The organism is Clostridium grantii DSM 8605 (assembly GCF_900129965.1).
Lineage (GTDB): Bacteria > Bacillota > Clostridia > Clostridiales > Clostridiaceae > Clostridium_AF > Clostridium_AF grantii.
The window spans coordinates 33,871-53,741 of record NZ_FQXM01000019.1; the positions used below are offsets into that span (position 1 = coordinate 33,871).

Sequence of the window (19,871 nt, forward strand, 5' to 3'; positions counted from 1 at the left end):
TTTGAAATATTATGAATATAGAAGATATACAAAAATTAAGTACTATTGAAACACCGGCTTATGTGGTTGATACAAGATTACTTGAGAAAAATCTGAAATTATTACGTGAAGTTCAGGATAAATCAGGTTGTAAAATCTTATTAGCTTTAAAAGGATTTTCTATGCATCAAGCCTTTCCACTTGTGGGTAACTATTTGGAAGGTATTACTTCAAGCTCTTTATTTGAAGCTAGATTAGGTTATGAATATATGGGAAAAGAAGTTCACATATATGCCCCAGCTTACAAAGATTCTGAAATAGATGAGATTATGAGTTACTGTGGTCATATGGTTTTTAATTCAGTAGCCCAATATCATAAATTTAGAGATAAAGCACTTGATCTTGGTATTGAATGTGGAATTAGAATTAATCCAGAATACTCAGAGGTTGAAACAGAAATATATGATCCATGTGCAACTAATTCTAGACTAGGAACTACTCTACAAAATCTTGAAGATGCTGATTTAGAAGGGTTAAGTGGATTACACTTTCATACTATGTGTGAGCAAAATTCTGATACATTAGAAAGAACACTTAAAGTTGTAGAAGAAAAATTTAGTCACTTATTTGATAAAATTAAATGGATAAATTTTGGTGGTGGGCATCATATCACAAGACCAAATTACGATGTAGAGAAATTAATTAATATAATAAAGAAGTTTAAAGAAAAATATAATCTTGAAGTGTACTTAGAACCAGGTGAAGCAATTGCTTTAAATACTGGGTACTTGGTAGCAGAAGTATTAGATATTGTTAAAAATAATATGAATATTGCTATATTAGACACTTCAGCAGCTTGTCACATGCCGGATGTTTTAGAAATGCCCTATAGACCTGAAATCGAAAATGGTTTCTTATCTTCAGAAAAAGAATATACTTATCGTTTGGCAGGGCATACTTGTCTTGCAGGGGATGTTATTGGTGATTATTCTTTTGAGAAACCACTAAAAGTAGGAGATAAATTAATTTTCAAGGACATGGCCCATTATACAATGGTTAAGAATAACACCTTTAATGGTGTAAATCTACCATCTATTATGGTTATGGATGATAATGATATAACTCTTGTGAAGTCATTTAATTTTGATGATTATAAGAGTCGATTGTCATAACATAAAACTCAAGAAATTTGCAAAGGTGGATTATACCATATTATGGTTAAAAATCCGCCTTATTTTTATGACTAAAAGTAAGAAATCAATCAAAAAAATTAGATATTATATCTGATAGAGTAATAAAAAGATGTGAGACAAGATTTAATTACTTTTTAATATTTGATTATCAAGCTATGCTTAGCCATAGATTTATGGCAGCATTTACAGGTGCATTTCTAAGATTGCCACCAGTGAAACAACTATTGGTAAGTGAGAAGTTTCAATCTAAGTACTTAATGAAATTAATTGAAAGTGTTAATGTTTAATTGAATTATTGATTTGATGATATCATAACATGAATGGGGCTATTACACTATAAATTAGTGAATAGCCCTGTTAATTACTTTTTTCTTTTATTTTTATACAAATTGGTGTCAGCTCTATTAAGTAACTGGTTAAGAGTAAGTTCACCATTAGGTTTCCACAATGAAAAACCAAGACTTATATTTAAATTATAAAAACGTTTCTCTTGTTTATTATGAATTTCAAGTAAGTTATCAACATTTTCACAAAAAGTTTCTTTATAATTAGATTCATCTGCATTAATTATAATACAAATAAACTCGTCACCACCAAGACGGCCAACTTTTCCGGTTCCATACAAGGCTTGTTCAAGAATATTTGCAATACTTATTATAGCAAAATCTCCTTCTTGATGACCATAAGCATCATTAATGAATTTTAACTTATCAATATCACCGTATACGATTCCAATGCTTTCATAATTGTACTTTTCCGTTGAAGATACCTTATCAATATATTCAAAAATACCTCTTCTATTGAGAACGTTTGTTAATGGATCTTTGATTGATATTTCCTCTAATTGTTGGTTGTATATCTTTAATTGTAAATTATATTTTTCTATTTTATCTTGAATCATCAAGCGTTCAAGTGTATTGGAAATTTGAGCTCTTATTATACCAAACATGGATTTGTTTTTTAAATTAAAATTGCAAATAACGTAGCCAAAATGAGTTTTCTTAAAAAACAATGGATAGAATACATATTCATGATGTCTATTGGATTCTGATAGATGTGAGGGCAGCATCTGACTAGATTCAAATCGACACTTTGGCAATATCACATTATCATCAATTCCTAATTCCATAGTAACTTCTGAAGGATAGACAAAGGTCTTATTACTACTGAATGTCATAGGTTCATCAAATAAACAAACATAAAAGTCATTAATATTGTACTCCTTCAAGTAAGGTATAATTACTTTAAAAAGGTCTTCGGTGGTTGATACTTCAGTTAACTGCATAATCATATCTGAGGAATAATAAAACATTCCACTAAACTCGTAATTCTCTTTGCGTTGTCTACGTATTGCTAGATTGCTTAAAATCAGTGTAGCATCATAGAAAATTTTATTTAATTCATTACAAATATTTAGTGCCCCTAGATCATAAATTTTATCTCTAAGCCACTGTATCAAAATAGTCCAGTCCGGTCCATTGGATTCAATTGTAAAAGATTGATAAATAATTTTAAAGTACAAGTGTAAAAAGGCTCCTTTTTGTACTTTATTCTCTAATTCCGCTACGAGGATATCAAGCAAATTAATTAATTGAATCTCATATTTACTAGAGTTATCTTTATCTGTGAACGAAATAATTTCATCTAAATAATTATTTTTTATTCTATTTATTATATTACCTATTGATTCATCTTTAATTCCTTGGATAGATTTAAAGTTCTGTAGCTGATTCTCTTGATTTTCTTTGAAAGTATTCTCTAAGAAATTAAAACAACCACAGGATTCACGAACAACAAGTTTACCACAAAAAGATTGCTTAATTATTGTAGCTTTCTTAGTTAATAGATTATGAATCCCAACTACAGCAGCTTTCCCCATTTCCACGCAAGGTTGTTTTATTGTAGTAAAAGTTGGCCAAAATGTTGTGGCATTTTCTATATCGTCAAATCCTGTAAATGCAACTTCATTTGGCATATGTATACCACGTTTTTTCAACTCACTATAGACACCTAATGCCATTTCATCATTAGCGCAAATAATTATATCTGGTGAAAAATGTATATCGTCATAAAAATACTCTATAGCAATCATACCTGATTCTTTTGAAAAATTACCTTCATATAATATTATATTTTTATTAGGTATTTCATATTCATTCATTATATCTATAAAGGCTTGTAGTCTTTCATTTGATTCACTGTTTTTCATTGGTCCAGAAACAAAAGCATAATTTTTATAATTATGTTCTTTTACTATATGTTCCATCATTTTACGCATACTCTCATAATTATCCATTGTTATGCAACTTATATTTTGACTATCTATGGATATATTTATTACAGGAACCTTATCAAACTTACTCATAAATTCTTTAAAAGTATTTTCTCCAGCATAATTGGATAATGTGCCTGAAATAGAGATAATGGCATGTATATAATCAAGATTTAGTAAGTTATATATGATATTATTTTCTTTCTGATTACTTAATGGTGGATCTAGCACTGAACCACAAAAAAACAAAACATTATAATCTAATGCTCTTGCTTCTTCAGCAATTACATCCCACAAATCTACCTGATAGTTTTGGTCTATATAAGGAATTAATATACCAATAGTTTTCTTATTATTTTTCATAACGTTTACTCCTGAATTCATAAATTTAATTAATACTTTAGTTTATATTTAGTTTACAATAAAGTCCACTTATAATCAATTTTTTTTCTTTTTTTTTACATATTATATATATTTTTTTACATTTATATTAAAATTTAGATTATAACATAGAATATTAGATTCATAGGTGGTACAATAACACATATAGTGAATAAATTAGTGAATTAAAGTTATGTTATTAAAGATAATAGAATGGGTAGTCTAAAACAATATATTCTAACAATACTAGTAATCATATTATATTTAGTTTGCCCAGTGCCTTGGAAAACACCATTAGTTAATTGAAATACTGCCCAAGGGATTACAGATATAGAGTATACACCCATTGCATTAACTGTATGAAATAAAACCTGGCTATCACCACCAGAAAAAAAACTAGCTAATACATGACTAAAAGGCAATACTAAACATATTAATAAAAATGAAAGTGCTTAGTTTCCACTAAAGGGAACTAAGCACTTTATATTTAAATTAAATAAATCTACTAATTTCATCAACTGACATTCTTGGAGTTGCTGCTGGTGCTCCATCTGGATAACCATAAACAATAAGTGCAGCTACTGTTTCTTCTTCAGGTAACCCTACTATTTTAGAAATTGAGTCATCATCAATAACTCCCATAATTACTGTTCCAACACCTTTAGCATGTGCTGCTAAACAGAATGTTTGACACGCAAGACCAGAGCTAATTTAAAACAAAAATATAAATAAAGATATAAGTATTTAATATAAACAATTTACTTTTTAAAGATGTAGATGTATAATATAAGTGATAACAATTATCGATTAATAACAAATATTAAAGAAGGTGATTTAATGGTTAAAAAAAGAATAAAAATTATATTTAGTTTATCCCTAGTATTTTTGATCATCCTTATTATAGCAAGGGTTACTATATCAAATAAAAATAATGATAAATCAAATGAAGATAAAACAACAATTGAATACGATGATACTAAATATGAAAAAGCAATATTTGCCGGAGGATGTTTTTGGTGTATGGAGCCCCCTTTTGAAAAACTTGAAGGAGTACAAGCTGTAGTATCTGGGTACACTGGTGGGTATGTAAAAAATCCTAGTTATAAAGACGTTTCTAGTGGGACAACAGGTCATTTAGAATCTGTGTTTATTATATATGACCCTAAAGTAATTTCATATGCACAATTATTAGATGTATTCTGGAAACAAATAAATCCAACAGATGCACTAGGGCAGTTTGTAGATAGAGGAGAACAATATAGTTCAGCTATTTTTTATAAAGATGAGGAACAGAAAAGAATTGCTCAAATTTCAAAAGAACAAATTGATAAATCGGGTATTTATGAAGCTTCTGTGGTAACAAAAATTATTTCTTTTGATGAATTTTATGTAGCAGAAGAATATCATCAAGATTATTATTTGAAAAATAGTTTAAAATATAAATATTATAGAAATGCATCTGGAAGAGATGATTATTTAAAAGAAATTTGGGGAGAAGAAAAAAAATTTGAAACTATAATTTACGGAGATGATAAAATGAAAAAATATAGCACTTTGCCAGAAAAAGAAATAAAAGAAAAATTAACAGAAAATCAATATGAGGTATCAAGACAAAAGGGGACAGAGCCAGCTTTTAATAATGAATATTGGGATAATAAAAAAGAAGGGATATATGTAGATTTGGTATCGGGAGAACCTTTATTTAGTTCTACAGATAAATATGAATCAGGAACTGGGTGGCCCAGCTTTACAAAACCTATAGATGATGCTTATATTGCTTATGAAAAAGATAGAAGTTTGTTTTCTGTTAGAACAGAAGTAAAAAGTAAAATCTCAGGCTCACATTTGGGGCATGTATTTGATGATGGTATAGAACCTACTGGACTTAGATATTGCATGAACTCAGCAGCACTTAGATTTATACCTAAGGAAGATTTAGAAAAAGAAGGATATGGTGAGTACTTAGAACTTTTTTAGTAGTAGCATAATTATTTTTGACAAAAGGAAATGTATTCTTTAGAATAAGAACTAGGGTTGGGTTAAAATACAATGAGAGAATAAAATAATGTAATTATGGTATAATCTAAAAAGATACAATTTAAAGAAGAAAATATGAGGTGATAATAATGAAAGCATTATTTATTGGTGGAACAGGAACAATAAGTTCAGCAATATCAAAATTAGCAGTAGAAAAAAATTGGGATCTTTATTTACTTAACCGTGGAAATAAAACTGATAGAATTCCAGAAAAAGCTAGAGTTATTAAAGCAGATATAAATCATGAAGAAACCGTTGTAGAACTTATAAAAGATATGAAGTTTGATGTGGTAGTTGATTTTATAGCTTACTCTCCTGAACAGATTAAAAGAGATATAAGGATTTTTTCTAAAAAAACCAAACAATTTATATTTATTAGTTCGGCATCCGCTTATCAGAAACCACTATCTCATTACAAGATAACAGAAAGTACTCCCTTAGATAATCCTTATTGGAAGTACTCTCGTGATAAAATTGTTTGTGAGGAAATTTTAATGGAAGAATATCGTAAAAATAAATTTCCTATAACTATTGTGCGACCAAGTCATACCTATGATGAAAGAAGTATTCCCACAGCTATTCATGGAAAAAAAGGAAGCTGGCAAGTGATAGACCGTATTATTAAAGGAAAGCCAGTAATTATACATGGTGATGGTTCTTCTTTGTGGACACTTACTCATAGTTCGGATTTTGCTAAAGCTTTTGTTGGCCTTATGGGAAATGGCGGAGCTATTGGAGAGTCTGTACAAATAACTTCAGATGAGTCTCTTACTTGGAATAGAATTTATGATTGTATAGGAGAAGCCCTTGATGTAGAAGTTAAAAAAATGCATGTATCCACTGATTTTCTTGTGGCCTGCCAAGCTGATTTAGAAGGTGGTTTAGTAGGGGATAAATCCAATTCAGTAGTATTTGATAATACCAAAATTAAAAGGCTTGTTCCAGATTACGTTGCTACCACTAGATTTGATCAAGGTGTTAGACAGTGTGTTGAATATATATTATCCCACCCTGAAGTTCAAGTTGAAGATAAAGAGTTTGATCTTTTCTGCGATAATGTAATAAAAGTACAACAGCATGCAGAGGAGTTATTTAAGAATTTGTAATTATAAAGAATAAAACATAAAATTATTGAATTATTTTTCTATATGTCATAGGCGTAAATCCAGTTAGTTTTTTAAATGTTTTAGAAAAATAACTGGTAGATTCAAAGCCTATTTGAAAGCCTATGTCAGAAATACTGATATCGGTGGTTTTTAATAGCTGTTTTGCATATTGAATTTTTAATTGTAAAATATATTTTATAGGTGTTTGGCCTGTGATTTTTTTAAATAATTTATAAAAATAGTCTTCGCTAACATGAAAATGGCTGGCTAACACAGGTATGGAAATTGACTCTGTAAAATGTTCTTCTAAATAGTTGAGAATATTCATTTCTCGTGTGGATAATGTTTTGTTTTGAATAAAGGCTTTACCTATTAATTTATCACTTCGGTATAGTGTTGCTAATAGCATTAGGAAGCTGCTTTGTATAGCAAGTTCTTTCCCTATATAATCTTGAGAAATACAAGATAGTAATTTTGAAATTGATTGATGACACTCCAATTGCCATGTGGGGGTGTCTTTTTTTGTGCTAATATGTGGAATCACATTTGGCAATAATAATCGGCCACTGTTTAAAGGTTCAATATAGCGTTCATAAATAGGATTGTTTAGTTCCATAGAAAGTATATCGTAGGATATTACCAATAGTTTAACAGAGCAATAAGTGTTATTTGCTGAAATGCCGTAATGTACTTGATTTGGGTTAATAATGCAGATATCACCAGTATTTAATTGAAAATCTTGAGTATCTATTTTCATGGAGATAGTACCTTTATCTACATAAATAATCTCTATATTTGGATGCCAATGACAATAAAATAAATCTATATCTGGCTGTGAATTCATTTCAACGTAGGTAACAGGAAAATTAGGGTTTAATTGTATTCTTTGAAATTCGGGTTTATTTTTCATATTATCCATATAACAGAATAGTTATAAAACTATCGTTAATCCTTAAAGAAATTTAGTTTTAACAATAGTATAATATAAATAACTTGTAAAAGCAAAATATTTAATTATAAAAAATATCAATAAATTATTATAAGTTGATAAACTATGAAGGAAAGGTGAAAATATGAGAGGAAAAGAAATAATTAGTAATTGGAAGTTTAATTTAGGGGATATAAAAGAAGCACATCTTTTATCAAAAGATGACACTCAGTGGAGAACAATAAATTTGCCTCATGATTGGAGTGTAGAACTTCCCTTTAACAAAGAAGAAGGGGAAGCTTGCACAGGTTTTCTTCTTGGAGGCATAGGATGGTATAGAAAACATTTTAAAACCGCAGAAGACATGATAGATAAAAGGGTAATAGTGAATTTTGATGGAATATATTGCCGTTCAACTATTTATTGTAATGGAGAAATGATAACCTTTCATCCAAATGGGTATACACCTGTGCTTGCGGACATCACTAAATACTTAAATCCTTTAAATGAGGAGAATGTTATAGCCGTTAGAGTTGATCATTCAAGACATGCAGATAGTAGATGGTATACAGGTTCTGGTATATATAGAAAAGTATCTATGCATATATTACCAAAAGTTCATATTCCTGTTTGGGGAGTCAGTGTAATAACTCCAAAAATCACAGATTTATTGGCAGAAGTAGAAGGTAATGTAGAGCTAGTTAATGAGTTCAGTGAAAATCAAGATATTGAAGTTTTAATGAGAATTATAGATGAAGAAGGTAAGAAAGTTGTTGAAGAAAAACAAAGGGTGAAACTTTCAGAGCATTCTTCAAGTAACATCAAATTCAATGTATCAATTAATAATCCAGTTAGATGGGAAGTTTTAAATTCACATCTTTATAAAGCTGAAGTTTGTATACTTAAAGATAATAATATTATTCAAACAGAAATAGTTAAATTTGGGGTAAGAGAGTTTAAGTTTGATGCAGATAAAGGCTTTTTTATTAACAGCAAAAGAACTTTAATCAAAGGTGTTTGTTTGCATCATGATGGAGGAGCAGTAGGTGCAGCAGTGCCATTAGATGTATGGAGAAGGCGTTTAGATGCCCTTATATTGTGTGGATGTAATGCTATAAGAACAGCTCATAATCAAGTGTCAGAGGATTTTCTTGATTTATGCGATGAATTAGGAATTTTGGTTCAAGAAGAATTTTTTGATGAATGGGACAATCCAAAAGATAAACGTCAAAATGGAGAAGAAAAAACCGTTGACTATTTATCAAGATGCTATACAGAATTTTTCAGAGAGTATGCTCAAGATGATTTACAAAATACTATTAAAAGAGATATAAATCATCCTAGCATTATTCAATGGTCTATTGGTAATGAGATTGAATGGACCTATACTAAGTACAATAATGCTACAGGTTATTTTGGTATTGATGCAGATGGGTCTTACTTTTGGAAGTTGCCACCTAATGATATTGATGTAATTAAAGAAAATATTTCTAAAATTCCTAGGGATTATTATGATGTTGGAACCACAGCTAAGAAGTTGGCTAATTGGACTAAAGAAATGGATACAACAAGACCTATTATAGCAAATTGTATTTTGCCAAGTGTTAGCTATGAAACAGGGTATACAGACGCTTTGGATATAGTTGGATATAGTTATAGAAGAGTGATATATGATTATGGTCATACTCATTATCCAGAAAAACCTATAATGGGAACTGAAAATGTACCTCAATGGCATGAATGGAAGGCTGTGCTTGAAAAAGAACATATTGCAGGAACGTTTTTGTGGACTGGTTGTGACCATATTGGGGAAGCACAAGTTCAGGGTCCATGGCCAAGAAAAGGTTCAAATTTAGGATTAATAGATTTAGCTGGTTTTGATAAACCATCTTATCATATGTTTAAAGGGTTATGGAATGAAGAACCTCATATAAAAATATTTACGCAAACATTAGATAAATCTTTATATAATCTTGATAAAGATGGGATTTTAGTTGAAAAGGAAAAAGATGCTTGGCAGAAAAGATTATGGTTTTGGCATGATGTTAATCCTCATTGGAATTACATGAGTGAAGAAGGTATAGTTGTAGAAGTTTATTCAAATTGTGAAGAAGTTTCTTTATATGTCAATGATGAGCTTGTAAGTACAAGACATCTTAATGAGTTTGAGGATAATATTTATAAATGGTTTGTGCCTTATACAGAAGGAACAGTTAAAGCAATTGGTAGAAAGGGTAATAAAAAAGTTGAGAATAATATTCCAACTACTGGACCAATTGATAAAATAGATTTAACTACTGACAAAAATATAATAAAGGTTTCCTCAGACAGTGTGGCACATATAGTTGTACAACTTGTAGATAAACAAGGGCATCCAGTCAAAATAGTCAATGAAGAACTATTTTTTAATATAAAAGGAAATGCTAAAATTTTAGGAGTAGATAATGGTCATCCAGACAATGTTCAAAATTTCCAAAATAATAGTATTGTCACTAGTCAAGGTAGAGCTTTGATGATTCTACAAGCAATTGATGAAGGCCAGATTGAGGTAGTGGCAATTTGTAAAACTTTAGGATTGAAGTCGGCACCATGTAAAATACAAGCAATTAGATAGCATTATAAAGAAATAAGATTTTGTATCCTCTAAACCCTCAGTATTAAAGGGAGTAGAGGATACATCTTTTTGATTTTTTTCTTTTGTTAGTAGATGAATTATATTGTAAAAATAAAATTACATTAGGTTATTTAACAATAAAAGAACTTCTATTTCGCAGAAAAATTACATTACAATAATAACATAATCATCAAACAAAGCAAAGCAAAACTAGATTTGATAAAACAGTGTAGTCAAAAGGTAAAAATGAAAAATCATAAAAGTTGTTATTAAAAAAGAACATATGTATGCATATAAACTCAAGTTCTTGGAAATAGTATAAGGGTAATGGTTAATAAAGGGAATGAATTTCAATGAAAAAATTGGTATAATATATATAACAAAGCCTTCAGATAGATGGTTAATATTTTTAATAAATCTACATGATGAGGTTTTGTTAAAGCGTAAAAATAATAAGTTACAGTTAAGATATATTAAATAAAATCATAAAAAAAGGAGTTAATGATGAAAATACTACATACTGGTGATTGGCATTTAGGTAAGAATTTAGAGGGTAAAAGTAGATTAGGAGAGCAAGAAGCTTTTTTAAAAGATTTTCTGCAAATAGTGGAGGAGAATAATATAGATTTAGTTATCATAGCTGGGGATATATATGATCATAGCAATCCACCCGCTTATGCCGAAAAAATATTCTATGATACTTTAAAGAAACTGTCTTCAAATGGAGAGAGGCTTACTTTAGTTATTTCAGGAAATCATGATAACCCAGAAAGGTTAGTTGCAGCAGGTCCTCTAGCTAGAGATCATGGCATAATAATGGTGGGTACACCTAAGACCGTTGTTGACACAGGGGAATATGGCATTCATAAAGTCGTAAAATCAGGGGAGGGATTTGTGGAGTTAGACATAAATGGAGAAAAAGCAGTTATTTTAACTGTACCTTATCCTAGTGAAAAAAGGTTAAATGAAGTTTTATATGGAGAAATGGATGAAGATGAAGATAGATTAAAATCATATAGTGATAGAATTTATTCTTTATTTAATTCATTAAAAGATAATTATAGAGAAGATACAATAAATTTAGTTGCATCTCATCTTTTTGCAATGGGAAGTCAAGAATCAGGTTCTGAGAGAAGTATACAATTGGGAGGAAGTTTTATTGTGAATGGAAGTTGTTTCCCAAGTGAGGCACAATACATTGCATTAGGCCATATTCATAAACCACAAATTGTTCCAGGAACAGAGGGTCGAGCACGTTATTCTGGATCGCCTATTCATTACAGTAAAAAAGAAATTAATTTTACTAAAAGGTGTTATGTAATTGATGCTAAAGCTGGGATACCATGTAATATTGAAGAAGTTGAATTTAAAGTTTATAAGCCTATAGAAATATGGAAGTGTAAAAATATTGAATCCGCTATTATGAAATGTGAAGAAAATAAAAATAAAGAATGCTGGGTTTATTTAGAAATATCAACTGACAGATATATTAGAGAAGATGAAATAAAACAAATGAAAGATTTAAAAAAGGATATTTTAGAAATTACTCCACTGATTAAAGGAATAGAAAGTGAGGAAACTGATGCAAATAGTTTATCAGAAAAATCATTCCAAGAAATTTTTACTGAATTCTATTTAAAAGAAAGAAATGTAAATCCAGATGAGGAATTAGTAGAATTATTATTATCAATTGTTAACGAGGATGGTGAAGAAAATGAAACCTATTAAGCTAAAGATTAAAGGATTAAATAGTTTTATCCAAGAGCAAGAAATAGATTTTGAAAAACTTACGGATAGAGGATTATTTGGGATTTTTGGAGATACGGGTAGTGGAAAATCAACAATACTTGATGGCATCACATTAGCTTTGTACGGAGTAGTTGCAAGAAATAGTAAAAATTTTATTAATACAAATTGCAATTCTGCAAATGTTAGTTATAAATTTCAGATTTCAGGGAAAGAGACTAAGACATACATTGTAGATAGAGAATTTAAAAGAGATAAAGCTTCAGGCAATCCTAGAAGTGGTAATACTAAGATTGTTCAATTAATTGGTGATAAAGTAGAAGTTTTGGCAGAAGGTAAGACAAGTGTTGATAAAATGTGTGAAGAAATAATTGGATTAAAAATAGATGATTTCTCAAGAACAGTTGTATTACCTCAAGGAAAATTTAGCGAATTTTTAAAGTTGGAGGGCAAATCTAGAAGAGAAATGCTTGAAAGACTTTTTAATCTACAAAAATATGGTGATGAATTATCAAGCAAGCTTATTTTGGCCATGAGAAAAAATAGAAGCGAAGAGAATATTCTTACTGGTGAACTAAAAGAATATGAGAATATTAGTGAAAAAGCTTTGGAGGATAATAATGAAGCATTAAAAACTATTTTAGACAAATTAAAAGATGCTAAAGAGAACCAGAATAAAATTGATGAGAATTTTAAGCAAGGTCAAGAACTTTGGAATCTTCAAGAGGAATTAATAAGTTATGAAAAAGAAGAAAATTTATTAAAACAGCAAGAAGAAAATATTAATAATATAAAAAATAAAGTTGCGTTAGGGGAAAGTGCATTAAAGGTTAAACCTTATATAGATACATATGAAAGTATATTAAATGAAATTAATATTGTTGAAAAAACATTAATGAATTTAGACAAAGAATTAGAACTTATTAATAAAGAAAAAGTTATGATTGAAGAAAAGTTAAAAGAATTAAGTAGAAAAAAAGAAAATGAATTACCATTATTGAGGGTTAAAGAGGAAAAAGTTTCACAGGCAATTAAAGAAAAGAATTCATTTGATATTCTTATTAAAGAAATTGAACAACTAGAAAAAAAACATAATGAATTAAAAACAACACTAAAAGAAAAAGATTTACAAAGAAAAGAACTAGAGAATAATATGGAAAATCTCAAGGCTGCTATCTTAAAGAAAGAAGAAGATATGGAGTCAGTTAAAATTGATTTAGATTATAAAAACAAAGTTCAACAAGGACTTTTAATTAAAAACCAGTATTCTGAATTAATAAGTCAAAGAGAAAAAACTGAAATGAAAATTTTAAAAATTAAAAAAGATATTGATTTAAATCTTACAAATTACAATTTATTTAAAAAAGAAGTTTATGAAAATTCTAATAGTTTAAAAAACTTAATTATTCAATTAGAAATGATAAAAAACGAATTTCCAGGCACTAGTGAGGAATTATTAGAGTTAAAAGAAAAATTTATTAATGGGAAAAATAAATGGGATAAATTTAATGAACTAACCAAAGATACTAAAGGAATAAAAGATAGAGTTCAAAAATTAAAAATAGAGATTTCTATCAAAAAAGAAGAGGAAGTCAATCTTAAAAATAATGTAGAGGAATTAAAGAAAAAATTAAAAAGAAGTGAAGCAGAAAGCCTTGCACAGGTTTTGAGAGAACAACTTTCATGGGGGGATATTTGTCCGGTTTGTGGTTCAAGGGAACATCATATTGAAAGCATAAAAATTAATGATTTATCTGAAATTGAAGGGTTAAAAAAAGACCTTGTTGAAAAGGAAAACCTCTTGAAGTTACTTGAGCAGCACATAACAAGAGAAGAAACTAATATTGAAAATGAAGTAAATAAATCAAAAGATAAATCAAGAGAAATTGATGAACTAGGAAACGCTTTTAAAGAATTGAGTGTAACAGAGTTAGAAAGTAATTTTAATGTGTTTAGTGATAAATTTAAAGAATTTAATGAAAAGAAGAATATTATAGAAGAGAATATTAAGAAAACTACAGATGAAAAAAATAAATCAGAAAACAAATTTAGTAGTGCAAGTGCAAGTCTTGAAGAAAATACTAAGCAATATAATGATTTTATGGATAGTATAAAAGAATTAAAAGAGGAAATTGAGAAGGTTGAGAAAAAACTGAAAGCTATAACAGAAGAGTTAAATATAGAAGATTTTGAAGAAAAAAATGAAGAAATTTTATTAAAGGAGAAACAAAGAGAAACCTTAGAAAAACAGGTTAAAAACCATAGAATTGAATTTGAAAATTTCTCCAAGAAAAAAGAGGAATTAAGCAAAGAAGTATTTGAACTAAGAGAAGAAATAATGAAAAAGCTTACTACCATAACTGAAAAGAATATTAGTAAAGATGAAAAGATTGCATCAATTAAAGATAAAGTGGGTGATGAGGAGGATTTAGTTGGATTAAATAAAAAGATCACTCAAACCATTAAAGAAATTGAAGAGACTTTTAAAATTACTGAAGAAAGAAAAAAAGATATAGATAGCAAATATCAGAAAATAAATGATAGCATCGTAGGTGGGAAAGGACAATTAGAAACTTTAATTAAAAGTAAAATATTAGCTAATAATAAATTAGAAAAATCGTTAATGGAAGAGAATTTTGAAGATCTACAAAAGGTAAAAAAATTCTACATAGATAAGCAGAAAATAGATTCTTATAAAAATCAGATAGAAGGGTATTTAAATGAACTAACTAAGGTTATTGGATCTATAGAAAATATTAATAAAAAGATTAATGGGAAAAGTTTATTGGAAGAACAATGGGAACAATTGAAAAAAGAAAAAGATGAAATCAAAGTAATAGTAAAAGATCTTGATGAAGCTAGGATTAAAAAACAAGTGGAAATAAATACAATAAAAGAAAAATTAATAAATCTCTTAAGTTTATTAAAGAAAAAGGCAAAAATTGATCATAAATTAGCTTTATTGGATGATTTAGAAAAACTTTTTAAGGGAAAGAGATTTATAGAATATGTAGCATCAAATCAACTAAAATATATTTCTGTTGAAGCATCAAAGATTTTAAAAGAAATAACAGGTGGAAATTATGCTTTAGAAGTAGATGAAAATGCTAAGTTTATTATAAGAGATTATAAAAATGGTGGGGCAGAAAGAGATGCATCTACTTTATCAGGTGGAGAAACATTTTTATCCTCTCTTGCACTAGCACTAGCTTTATCTTCACAAATTCAATTAAAAGGAACTGCACCTCTTGAACTATTCTTCCTAGATGAAGGGTTTGGTACTCTTGATAATAATTTACTTGAAGTTGTTATGGGAGCTTTAGAGAAGATACATAATGATAAACTTAAAGTTGGAATAATAAGTCATGTTGACTCAATAAAAAATAGAGTGCCTGTAAAGTTATTGGTGACAGCAGCAGAATCAGGGGAAGGAGGAAGTAAGGTGAAAATGGAAAGAAGTTAGTTTATGATCTAGCACTGAAGCTAATGAACAAAGGATGGAAAGGAGAATCAGAAACATGACATTTATACAATTCGAATCAACACTATCAAAGATAAATGATTGGTTAATATTTAGAATTCCTGAGAGTTGTAGCGCTAAGTTTTCATCAAGGGGAATGGTTATGATTGAAGGAACTATTAATGGTGTGGATTTTCATACTGAACTAGAACCGGATGGAGCGGGAAGCCACTGGTTTAGAGTAAGTGACAATTTGTGGGAAAAAGCAAACTTAAAATTAGGAGTAATTGCAAAAATTTCTATTAAACCGCTTGAATTGTGGCCTGAACCAGAATTACCTGTGGACTTAAAGAATGCATTAAAATTATGCAAGTTGGAGAACCAATGGGACACAATTACAACAAAGGCACACTGGGAATGGATTCGATGGATTCGATCAACACATAATCCTCAAACAAGTGAAAAAAGAATAAAAACATTATGTTCAATGGTGGCATCCGGGAAAAAAAGACCTTGCTGTTTTGATCATAGTCGTTGCACTATAACTGAAGTATCAAAAAATGGTGTATTGCTGTAAGAAATCTATAAGATATAGGAAACTGCGTATATTAGCGAAATGGAATGAGAAGAAAAAGGTATTTAAAATTCAAAATAATAATCAAAAACCATAATAGTTGAACCGGTATACCTAGATAGGAGAAAAATAAAATGAAAAGATGTAATTGGAAAAATTTAGATAGAAGTGAAACGTACAAAGAGTACCATGATAATGAATGGGGAGTGGCTTCTTATGGTGATGACTACTTATTTGAGATGCTGATACTTGAATCTTTCCATTGTGGTTTATCCTGGCTTATAATTTTGAATAAAAGAGAAGCCTTTAAAGAAGCCTTTGATAATTTTAATCCATCTATAATAAAGGATTATGGCGAAACTAAAGTTGAAGAGCTTTTATCCAATAAAGAGATTGTTAGAAATGAAGCTAAAATAAGAGCAACAATTAATAATGCTTTATGCTTTTTAAAGGTGCAGCAAGAGTTTGGTACTTTTTGTGAGTATATATGGTCCTTTACTAATAATCAGATTGTTTATCTTGAAGATGATAAAATTGTACAAACTAATGATTTATCTGATAAAGTTTCAAAGGATTTAAAAAAGCGTGGATTTAAGTTTATGGGTAGTGTTACAACATATTCTTACTTAGAGGCTATTGGTATAATGAATAACCATATATCCGATTGCATTAAGAATTATAAAAATCAGTAGATATAGATAAATTTTCTCTAATATCCTTATTGATTATATACAAAGGTAATAAAACAATGTAATGTAATTGTGACATTTATCTTGTAAAGTTAAATTAACTTAAGAATCAATCTTTGGATAGGAGGAATTATAAATGAAATGGATAAAAAGTGTGTCAGTAGTTATTTTAGTGATATTAATAGCAGTGGCTATAAAATTTGGTTTATTTTCTAATAGTTCATCAAATAAAACTGAAACTGATAGTACCAGTATTACAGCTAGTGAAGATAGTGAAACAAATTCAACAAAAGAAGTAAAATCAACAACAGAGGATAATAATGCAAGTGTTGATAGTGTGATTTTTCCTCATGATCAAGTTGTAGATGTAAATATTGAAATTGATGAAGATCTATATGAAGAAATGAATAATAATGCTACAGAAGAAGAATATGTTATGGCTGATATAACTTACAATGGTTATACCTTTGATAGTGTAGCCATAAGACCAAAAGGCAATTCTAGTTTAAGTTCAGTAGCAAAATCCACTAGTGATAGATATAGTTTTAAAATTGACTTTAATTATTATGAAGAAGACCAAGACTTTTTAGGAGTAACTAAAATAAATCTTAATAATATATATAAAGATCCAACAATGATGGCAGAATATATAGGCTACGAAATGCTTGAAGATCTAGATGCAGTTGCTGCAAGAACTACTTATGTTTCTTTATCTATAAATGGAGAATATTTTGGATTATATTTAGCAGTAGAGCAAGTGAATAGTTTATTTTTAGATGAAAACTATGGTAATGATTCTGGAGAGCTATATAAACCAGAGCAAGGAGTAGGAGCGGATTTATCATATATTTCTGATAATGGTATGGATTATACGGGAATGGTACCTGATGACATGGACGAATATGATAATGAAGCATTAGTTCAGCTTATAAAAACAATAAACGAAGGTGGAGATTTAGAATCAATATTTAACGTAGATTCTTTCTTAAAGTATTTAGCTGTTAGCACTATGACTATTAATTATGATGGCTATCAAGGCGGCATGTTTCATAATTATTATCTTTATAATAACAATGGTGTCTTTGAGTGGATTGCATGGGATTTAAATGAGATATTTAATGGTTTTTCTAGATCAGCGGCTTCAGATGAGGAAGCAACTGAACATTTAATAGATGAACCTGTATCAGGTGCAATGTCAAATTATCCATTAATAGAAGCAATATTTAAGAATGAAGAATATGTAGATAAATATCATGAATATCTTCAAATTCTAAGTGAAGGATATTTAGCTGAAGATAATATAAATTCAAAAGTTCAATCAACTTATAATATGATTAAGGATTATGTAGAAACAGATCCAACAGCGTTTTATTCCTACCAACAATTTGAAACAGCTTTGTTTGAAGATGAAGGAAACTCTTTAAGTTTAATGAGCTTTGTTGAAAAAAGAGTGGCTAATGTAGAACAACAACTCTCAGGAAAAATTCCAAGCACAAATAATGGGCAAGGCAATTCTGGAAGTGGTGGTAATGCAGGGAGAAATCCTGGAGGAGCTAAACCAGTAAGACAATAAGAATTTGAGAATAGATAAATTTGCATTTTGCAAATTTATCTATTCTTTTTTAGGTTTAAGTAATTTTATTACCTTCGACGTAACGAGCAATTATGTTTCTATCATCACCTATATATATAAATCTTTCTAATCTATCTTCTAAAGAATATCTATCAGCAGTAAGAGAGTCATCTTCAATAACTAAGGCATCAAAGAAATAGCCTTCTTCAAAACTACCAACTTTACCAAAAAATTCTCCGCCACCTTTAGTAGCTAAGTAAAACACTTCAGAAACAGTAAGAGGGGTATATTCAGGGTTGCTTAAACTTAATAATTTTGATAATTGAATTGCTCTAACCATGGCTTCATTTAAAGCTATTTTATGTCCACCAGCTATATCACTGCCAAGTCCAATTTTAAGTCCCAAATTTAAATATTTTCTTAAAGGCATTATACCACTTCGTACATTAATATTTGAATCAGGGCAATGAACCAAAATAACATTATTTCTTTTTATAATTTCAGTTTCATCATCAGATAAGTAAACGCCATGTGCCAATATAGTTGGAGTTTGTCCAAATAAAGAATTATCATTATATACATCTAAATAATTTTCTGCATTAGGAAAAAGTTCTTGCACCCATCTAATTTCATCTAGATTCTCATTTAAATGAGATTGAACAGGTAAAGCATATTCTTTAGCTAGTGAACCTAGTTCTTTTAATAACTTATTCGTACTTGTGGGAGCAAATCTGGGGGTTATAATTGGTTTAACTAAAGGCTCATCCTTATATTTTTCTATAAGATATCTAGTACCATCTATTGAATCCTCAGTACTTTCAAGAATAAAGTCAGGGGCATTACTATCCATATTAACTTTACCAATATAAGCACCAATACCTTTTGCCTTTAATATTTCAAATAAAATTTCCGTACCCGCAGTTGAAGAAGATGCAAATATGCAAGCTCTAAGAGTACCACTTGCAATTAATTTGTCAGCAAATTTTGTATAAACTTCCTTTGCAAATTCTTCATTTTTGAATTCTTTTTCTAAATCAAAAGTATAGTCATTTAACCAGTCCAGTAATTGTTTTGTCATTCCCATTCCACATTGAAGAAATTGTGCAGCGTGCAAATGTAAATCAACAAAACTTGGTATTATTAATTTTTCTTTATAATCTTTAATCTGATAATTCATATATTTTTGGGGGAGTACCTTGTAAATTGCTTCTACTATACTATCTTTGACTACTATATAACTATCTTTATAAACTGTTAATTTATCTAAGGTTTTTGTAAATAAAATATTTCCTTTTACTATAAGTATTTTTTCCATGTTA

At 29.1% G+C, this 19,871-nt stretch carries 13 protein-coding genes and 1 pseudogene; 9 read left to right on the top strand and 5 right to left on the bottom strand.

The genetic code is table 11. The features are described 5' to 3' along the window. Positions 1-11: 11 nt before the first annotated feature. Positions 12-1,151, top strand: coding sequence for a carboxynorspermidine decarboxylase (gene nspC / locus BUB83_RS14955; protein WP_073339332.1), 1,140 nt, complete (start codon positions 12-14; stop codon positions 1,149-1,151). 382 nt (positions 1,152-1,533) lie between these two features. Here nspC and BUB83_RS14960 read toward each other — a convergent pair whose 3' ends face one another. The 3 genes and pseudogenes from BUB83_RS14960 to BUB83_RS14970 all read right to left on the bottom strand — a co-directional run bounded on the left by BUB83_RS14960 (position 1,534) and on the right by BUB83_RS14970 (position 4,536). Beyond that, positions 1,534-3,807: a diguanylate cyclase domain-containing protein gene (locus BUB83_RS14960; RefSeq protein ID WP_073339334.1), complete on the bottom strand. Its 2,274-nt coding sequence runs from the start codon at positions 3,805-3,807 to the stop codon at positions 1,534-1,536. 209 nt (positions 3,808-4,016) lie between these two features. Next, positions 4,017-4,262 (bottom strand): annotated as a pseudogene (locus tag BUB83_RS22970) (MATE family efflux transporter); the annotation flags it as partial. Between the two features lie 55 nt (positions 4,263-4,317). Beyond that, the gene (locus BUB83_RS14970) at positions 4,318-4,536 is read right to left on the bottom strand and encodes a nitroreductase family protein (protein ID WP_084133595.1); all 219 of its coding nucleotides are present in this window, start codon (positions 4,534-4,536) and stop codon (positions 4,318-4,320) included. A gap of 126 nt (positions 4,537-4,662) precedes the next feature. On the opposite strand from BUB83_RS14970, the gene msrB reads away from it, so the two are divergent. Beyond that, entirely contained in the window at positions 4,663-5,802 is a 1,140-nt protein-coding gene (gene msrB, locus BUB83_RS14975; RefSeq protein ID WP_073339337.1) for a peptide-methionine (R)-S-oxide reductase MsrB, read from the top strand. A 149-nt stretch (positions 5,803-5,951) separates the two neighbouring features. Further along, positions 5,952-6,968, top strand: a complete 1,017-nt coding sequence (locus BUB83_RS14980) for an SDR family oxidoreductase (RefSeq protein ID WP_073339339.1) — start codon at positions 5,952-5,954, stop codon at positions 6,966-6,968. A gap of 22 nt (positions 6,969-6,990) precedes the next feature. On the opposite strand, the gene BUB83_RS14985 is transcribed toward BUB83_RS14980, so the two are convergent. Then, positions 6,991-7,878, bottom strand: a complete 888-nt coding sequence (locus tag BUB83_RS14985) for an AraC family transcriptional regulator (RefSeq protein ID WP_207649339.1) — start codon at positions 7,876-7,878, stop codon at positions 6,991-6,993. 163 nt (positions 7,879-8,041) lie between these two features. Here BUB83_RS14985 and BUB83_RS14990 point away from each other — a divergent pair, with 163 nt between their 5' ends. From BUB83_RS14990 to BUB83_RS15015, 6 genes are all read left to right on the top strand, one after another. After that, entirely contained in the window at positions 8,042-10,510 is a 2,469-nt protein-coding gene (locus BUB83_RS14990; protein ID WP_073339343.1) for a glycoside hydrolase family 2 protein, read from the top strand. 504 nt (positions 10,511-11,014) lie between these two features. Further along, positions 11,015-12,238: an exonuclease SbcCD subunit D gene (locus BUB83_RS14995; protein ID WP_073339344.1), complete on the top strand. Its 1,224-nt coding sequence runs from the start codon at positions 11,015-11,017 to the stop codon at positions 12,236-12,238. Next, the gene (locus tag BUB83_RS15000; RefSeq protein ID WP_073339345.1) at positions 12,225-15,719 is read left to right on the top strand and encodes an AAA family ATPase; all 3,495 of its coding nucleotides are present in this window, start codon (positions 12,225-12,227) and stop codon (positions 15,717-15,719) included. Before BUB83_RS14995 ends, BUB83_RS15000 begins: the two co-directional genes overlap by 14 nt. 55 nt (positions 15,720-15,774) lie before the next feature. Beyond that, entirely contained in the window at positions 15,775-16,293 is a 519-nt protein-coding gene (locus BUB83_RS15005; protein ID WP_159434097.1) for a YdeI/OmpD-associated family protein, read from the top strand. Between the two features lie 131 nt (positions 16,294-16,424). Then, the gene (locus BUB83_RS15010) at positions 16,425-16,982 is read left to right on the top strand and encodes a DNA-3-methyladenine glycosylase I (protein ID WP_073339349.1); all 558 of its coding nucleotides are present in this window, start codon (positions 16,425-16,427) and stop codon (positions 16,980-16,982) included. 133 nt (positions 16,983-17,115) lie between these two features. Then, positions 17,116-18,552 (top strand): CotH kinase family protein, encoded by a 1,437-nt coding sequence (locus BUB83_RS15015; protein ID WP_073339351.1) that lies wholly within the window; start codon positions 17,116-17,118, stop codon positions 18,550-18,552. A 55-nt stretch (positions 18,553-18,607) separates the two neighbouring features. Here BUB83_RS15015 and BUB83_RS15020 read toward each other — a convergent pair whose 3' ends face one another. After that, entirely contained in the window at positions 18,608-19,867 is a 1,260-nt protein-coding gene (locus tag BUB83_RS15020) for an amidohydrolase family protein (RefSeq protein ID WP_073339352.1), read from the bottom strand. Positions 19,868-19,871 lie beyond the last annotated feature (4 nt).

Coding starts and splice junctions, on each gene's coding strand:
- nspC (WP_073339332.1), top strand. CDS start 12: ATGAATATAGAAGATATACAAAAATTAAGTACTATTGAAACACCGGCT.
- BUB83_RS14960 (WP_073339334.1), bottom strand. CDS start 3,807: ATGAAAAATAATAAGAAAACTATTGGTATATTAATTCCTTATATAGAC.
- msrB (WP_073339337.1), top strand. CDS start 4,663: ATGGTTAAAAAAAGAATAAAAATTATATTTAGTTTATCCCTAGTATTT.
- BUB83_RS14980 (WP_073339339.1), top strand. CDS start 5,952: ATGAAAGCATTATTTATTGGTGGAACAGGAACAATAAGTTCAGCAATA.
- BUB83_RS14985 (WP_207649339.1), bottom strand. CDS start 7,878: ATGAAAAATAAACCCGAATTTCAAAGAATACAATTAAACCCTAATTTT.
- BUB83_RS14990 (WP_073339343.1), top strand. CDS start 8,042: ATGAGAGGAAAAGAAATAATTAGTAATTGGAAGTTTAATTTAGGGGAT.
- BUB83_RS14995 (WP_073339344.1), top strand. CDS start 11,015: ATGAAAATACTACATACTGGTGATTGGCATTTAGGTAAGAATTTAGAG.
- BUB83_RS15000 (WP_073339345.1), top strand. CDS start 12,225: ATGAAACCTATTAAGCTAAAGATTAAAGGATTAAATAGTTTTATCCAA.
- BUB83_RS15005 (WP_159434097.1), top strand. CDS start 15,775: ATGACATTTATACAATTCGAATCAACACTATCAAAGATAAATGATTGG.
- BUB83_RS15010 (WP_073339349.1), top strand. CDS start 16,425: ATGAAAAGATGTAATTGGAAAAATTTAGATAGAAGTGAAACGTACAAA.
- BUB83_RS15015 (WP_073339351.1), top strand. CDS start 17,116: ATGAAATGGATAAAAAGTGTGTCAGTAGTTATTTTAGTGATATTAATA.
- BUB83_RS15020 (WP_073339352.1), bottom strand. CDS start 19,867: ATGGAAAAAATACTTATAGTAAAAGGAAATATTTTATTTACAAAAACC.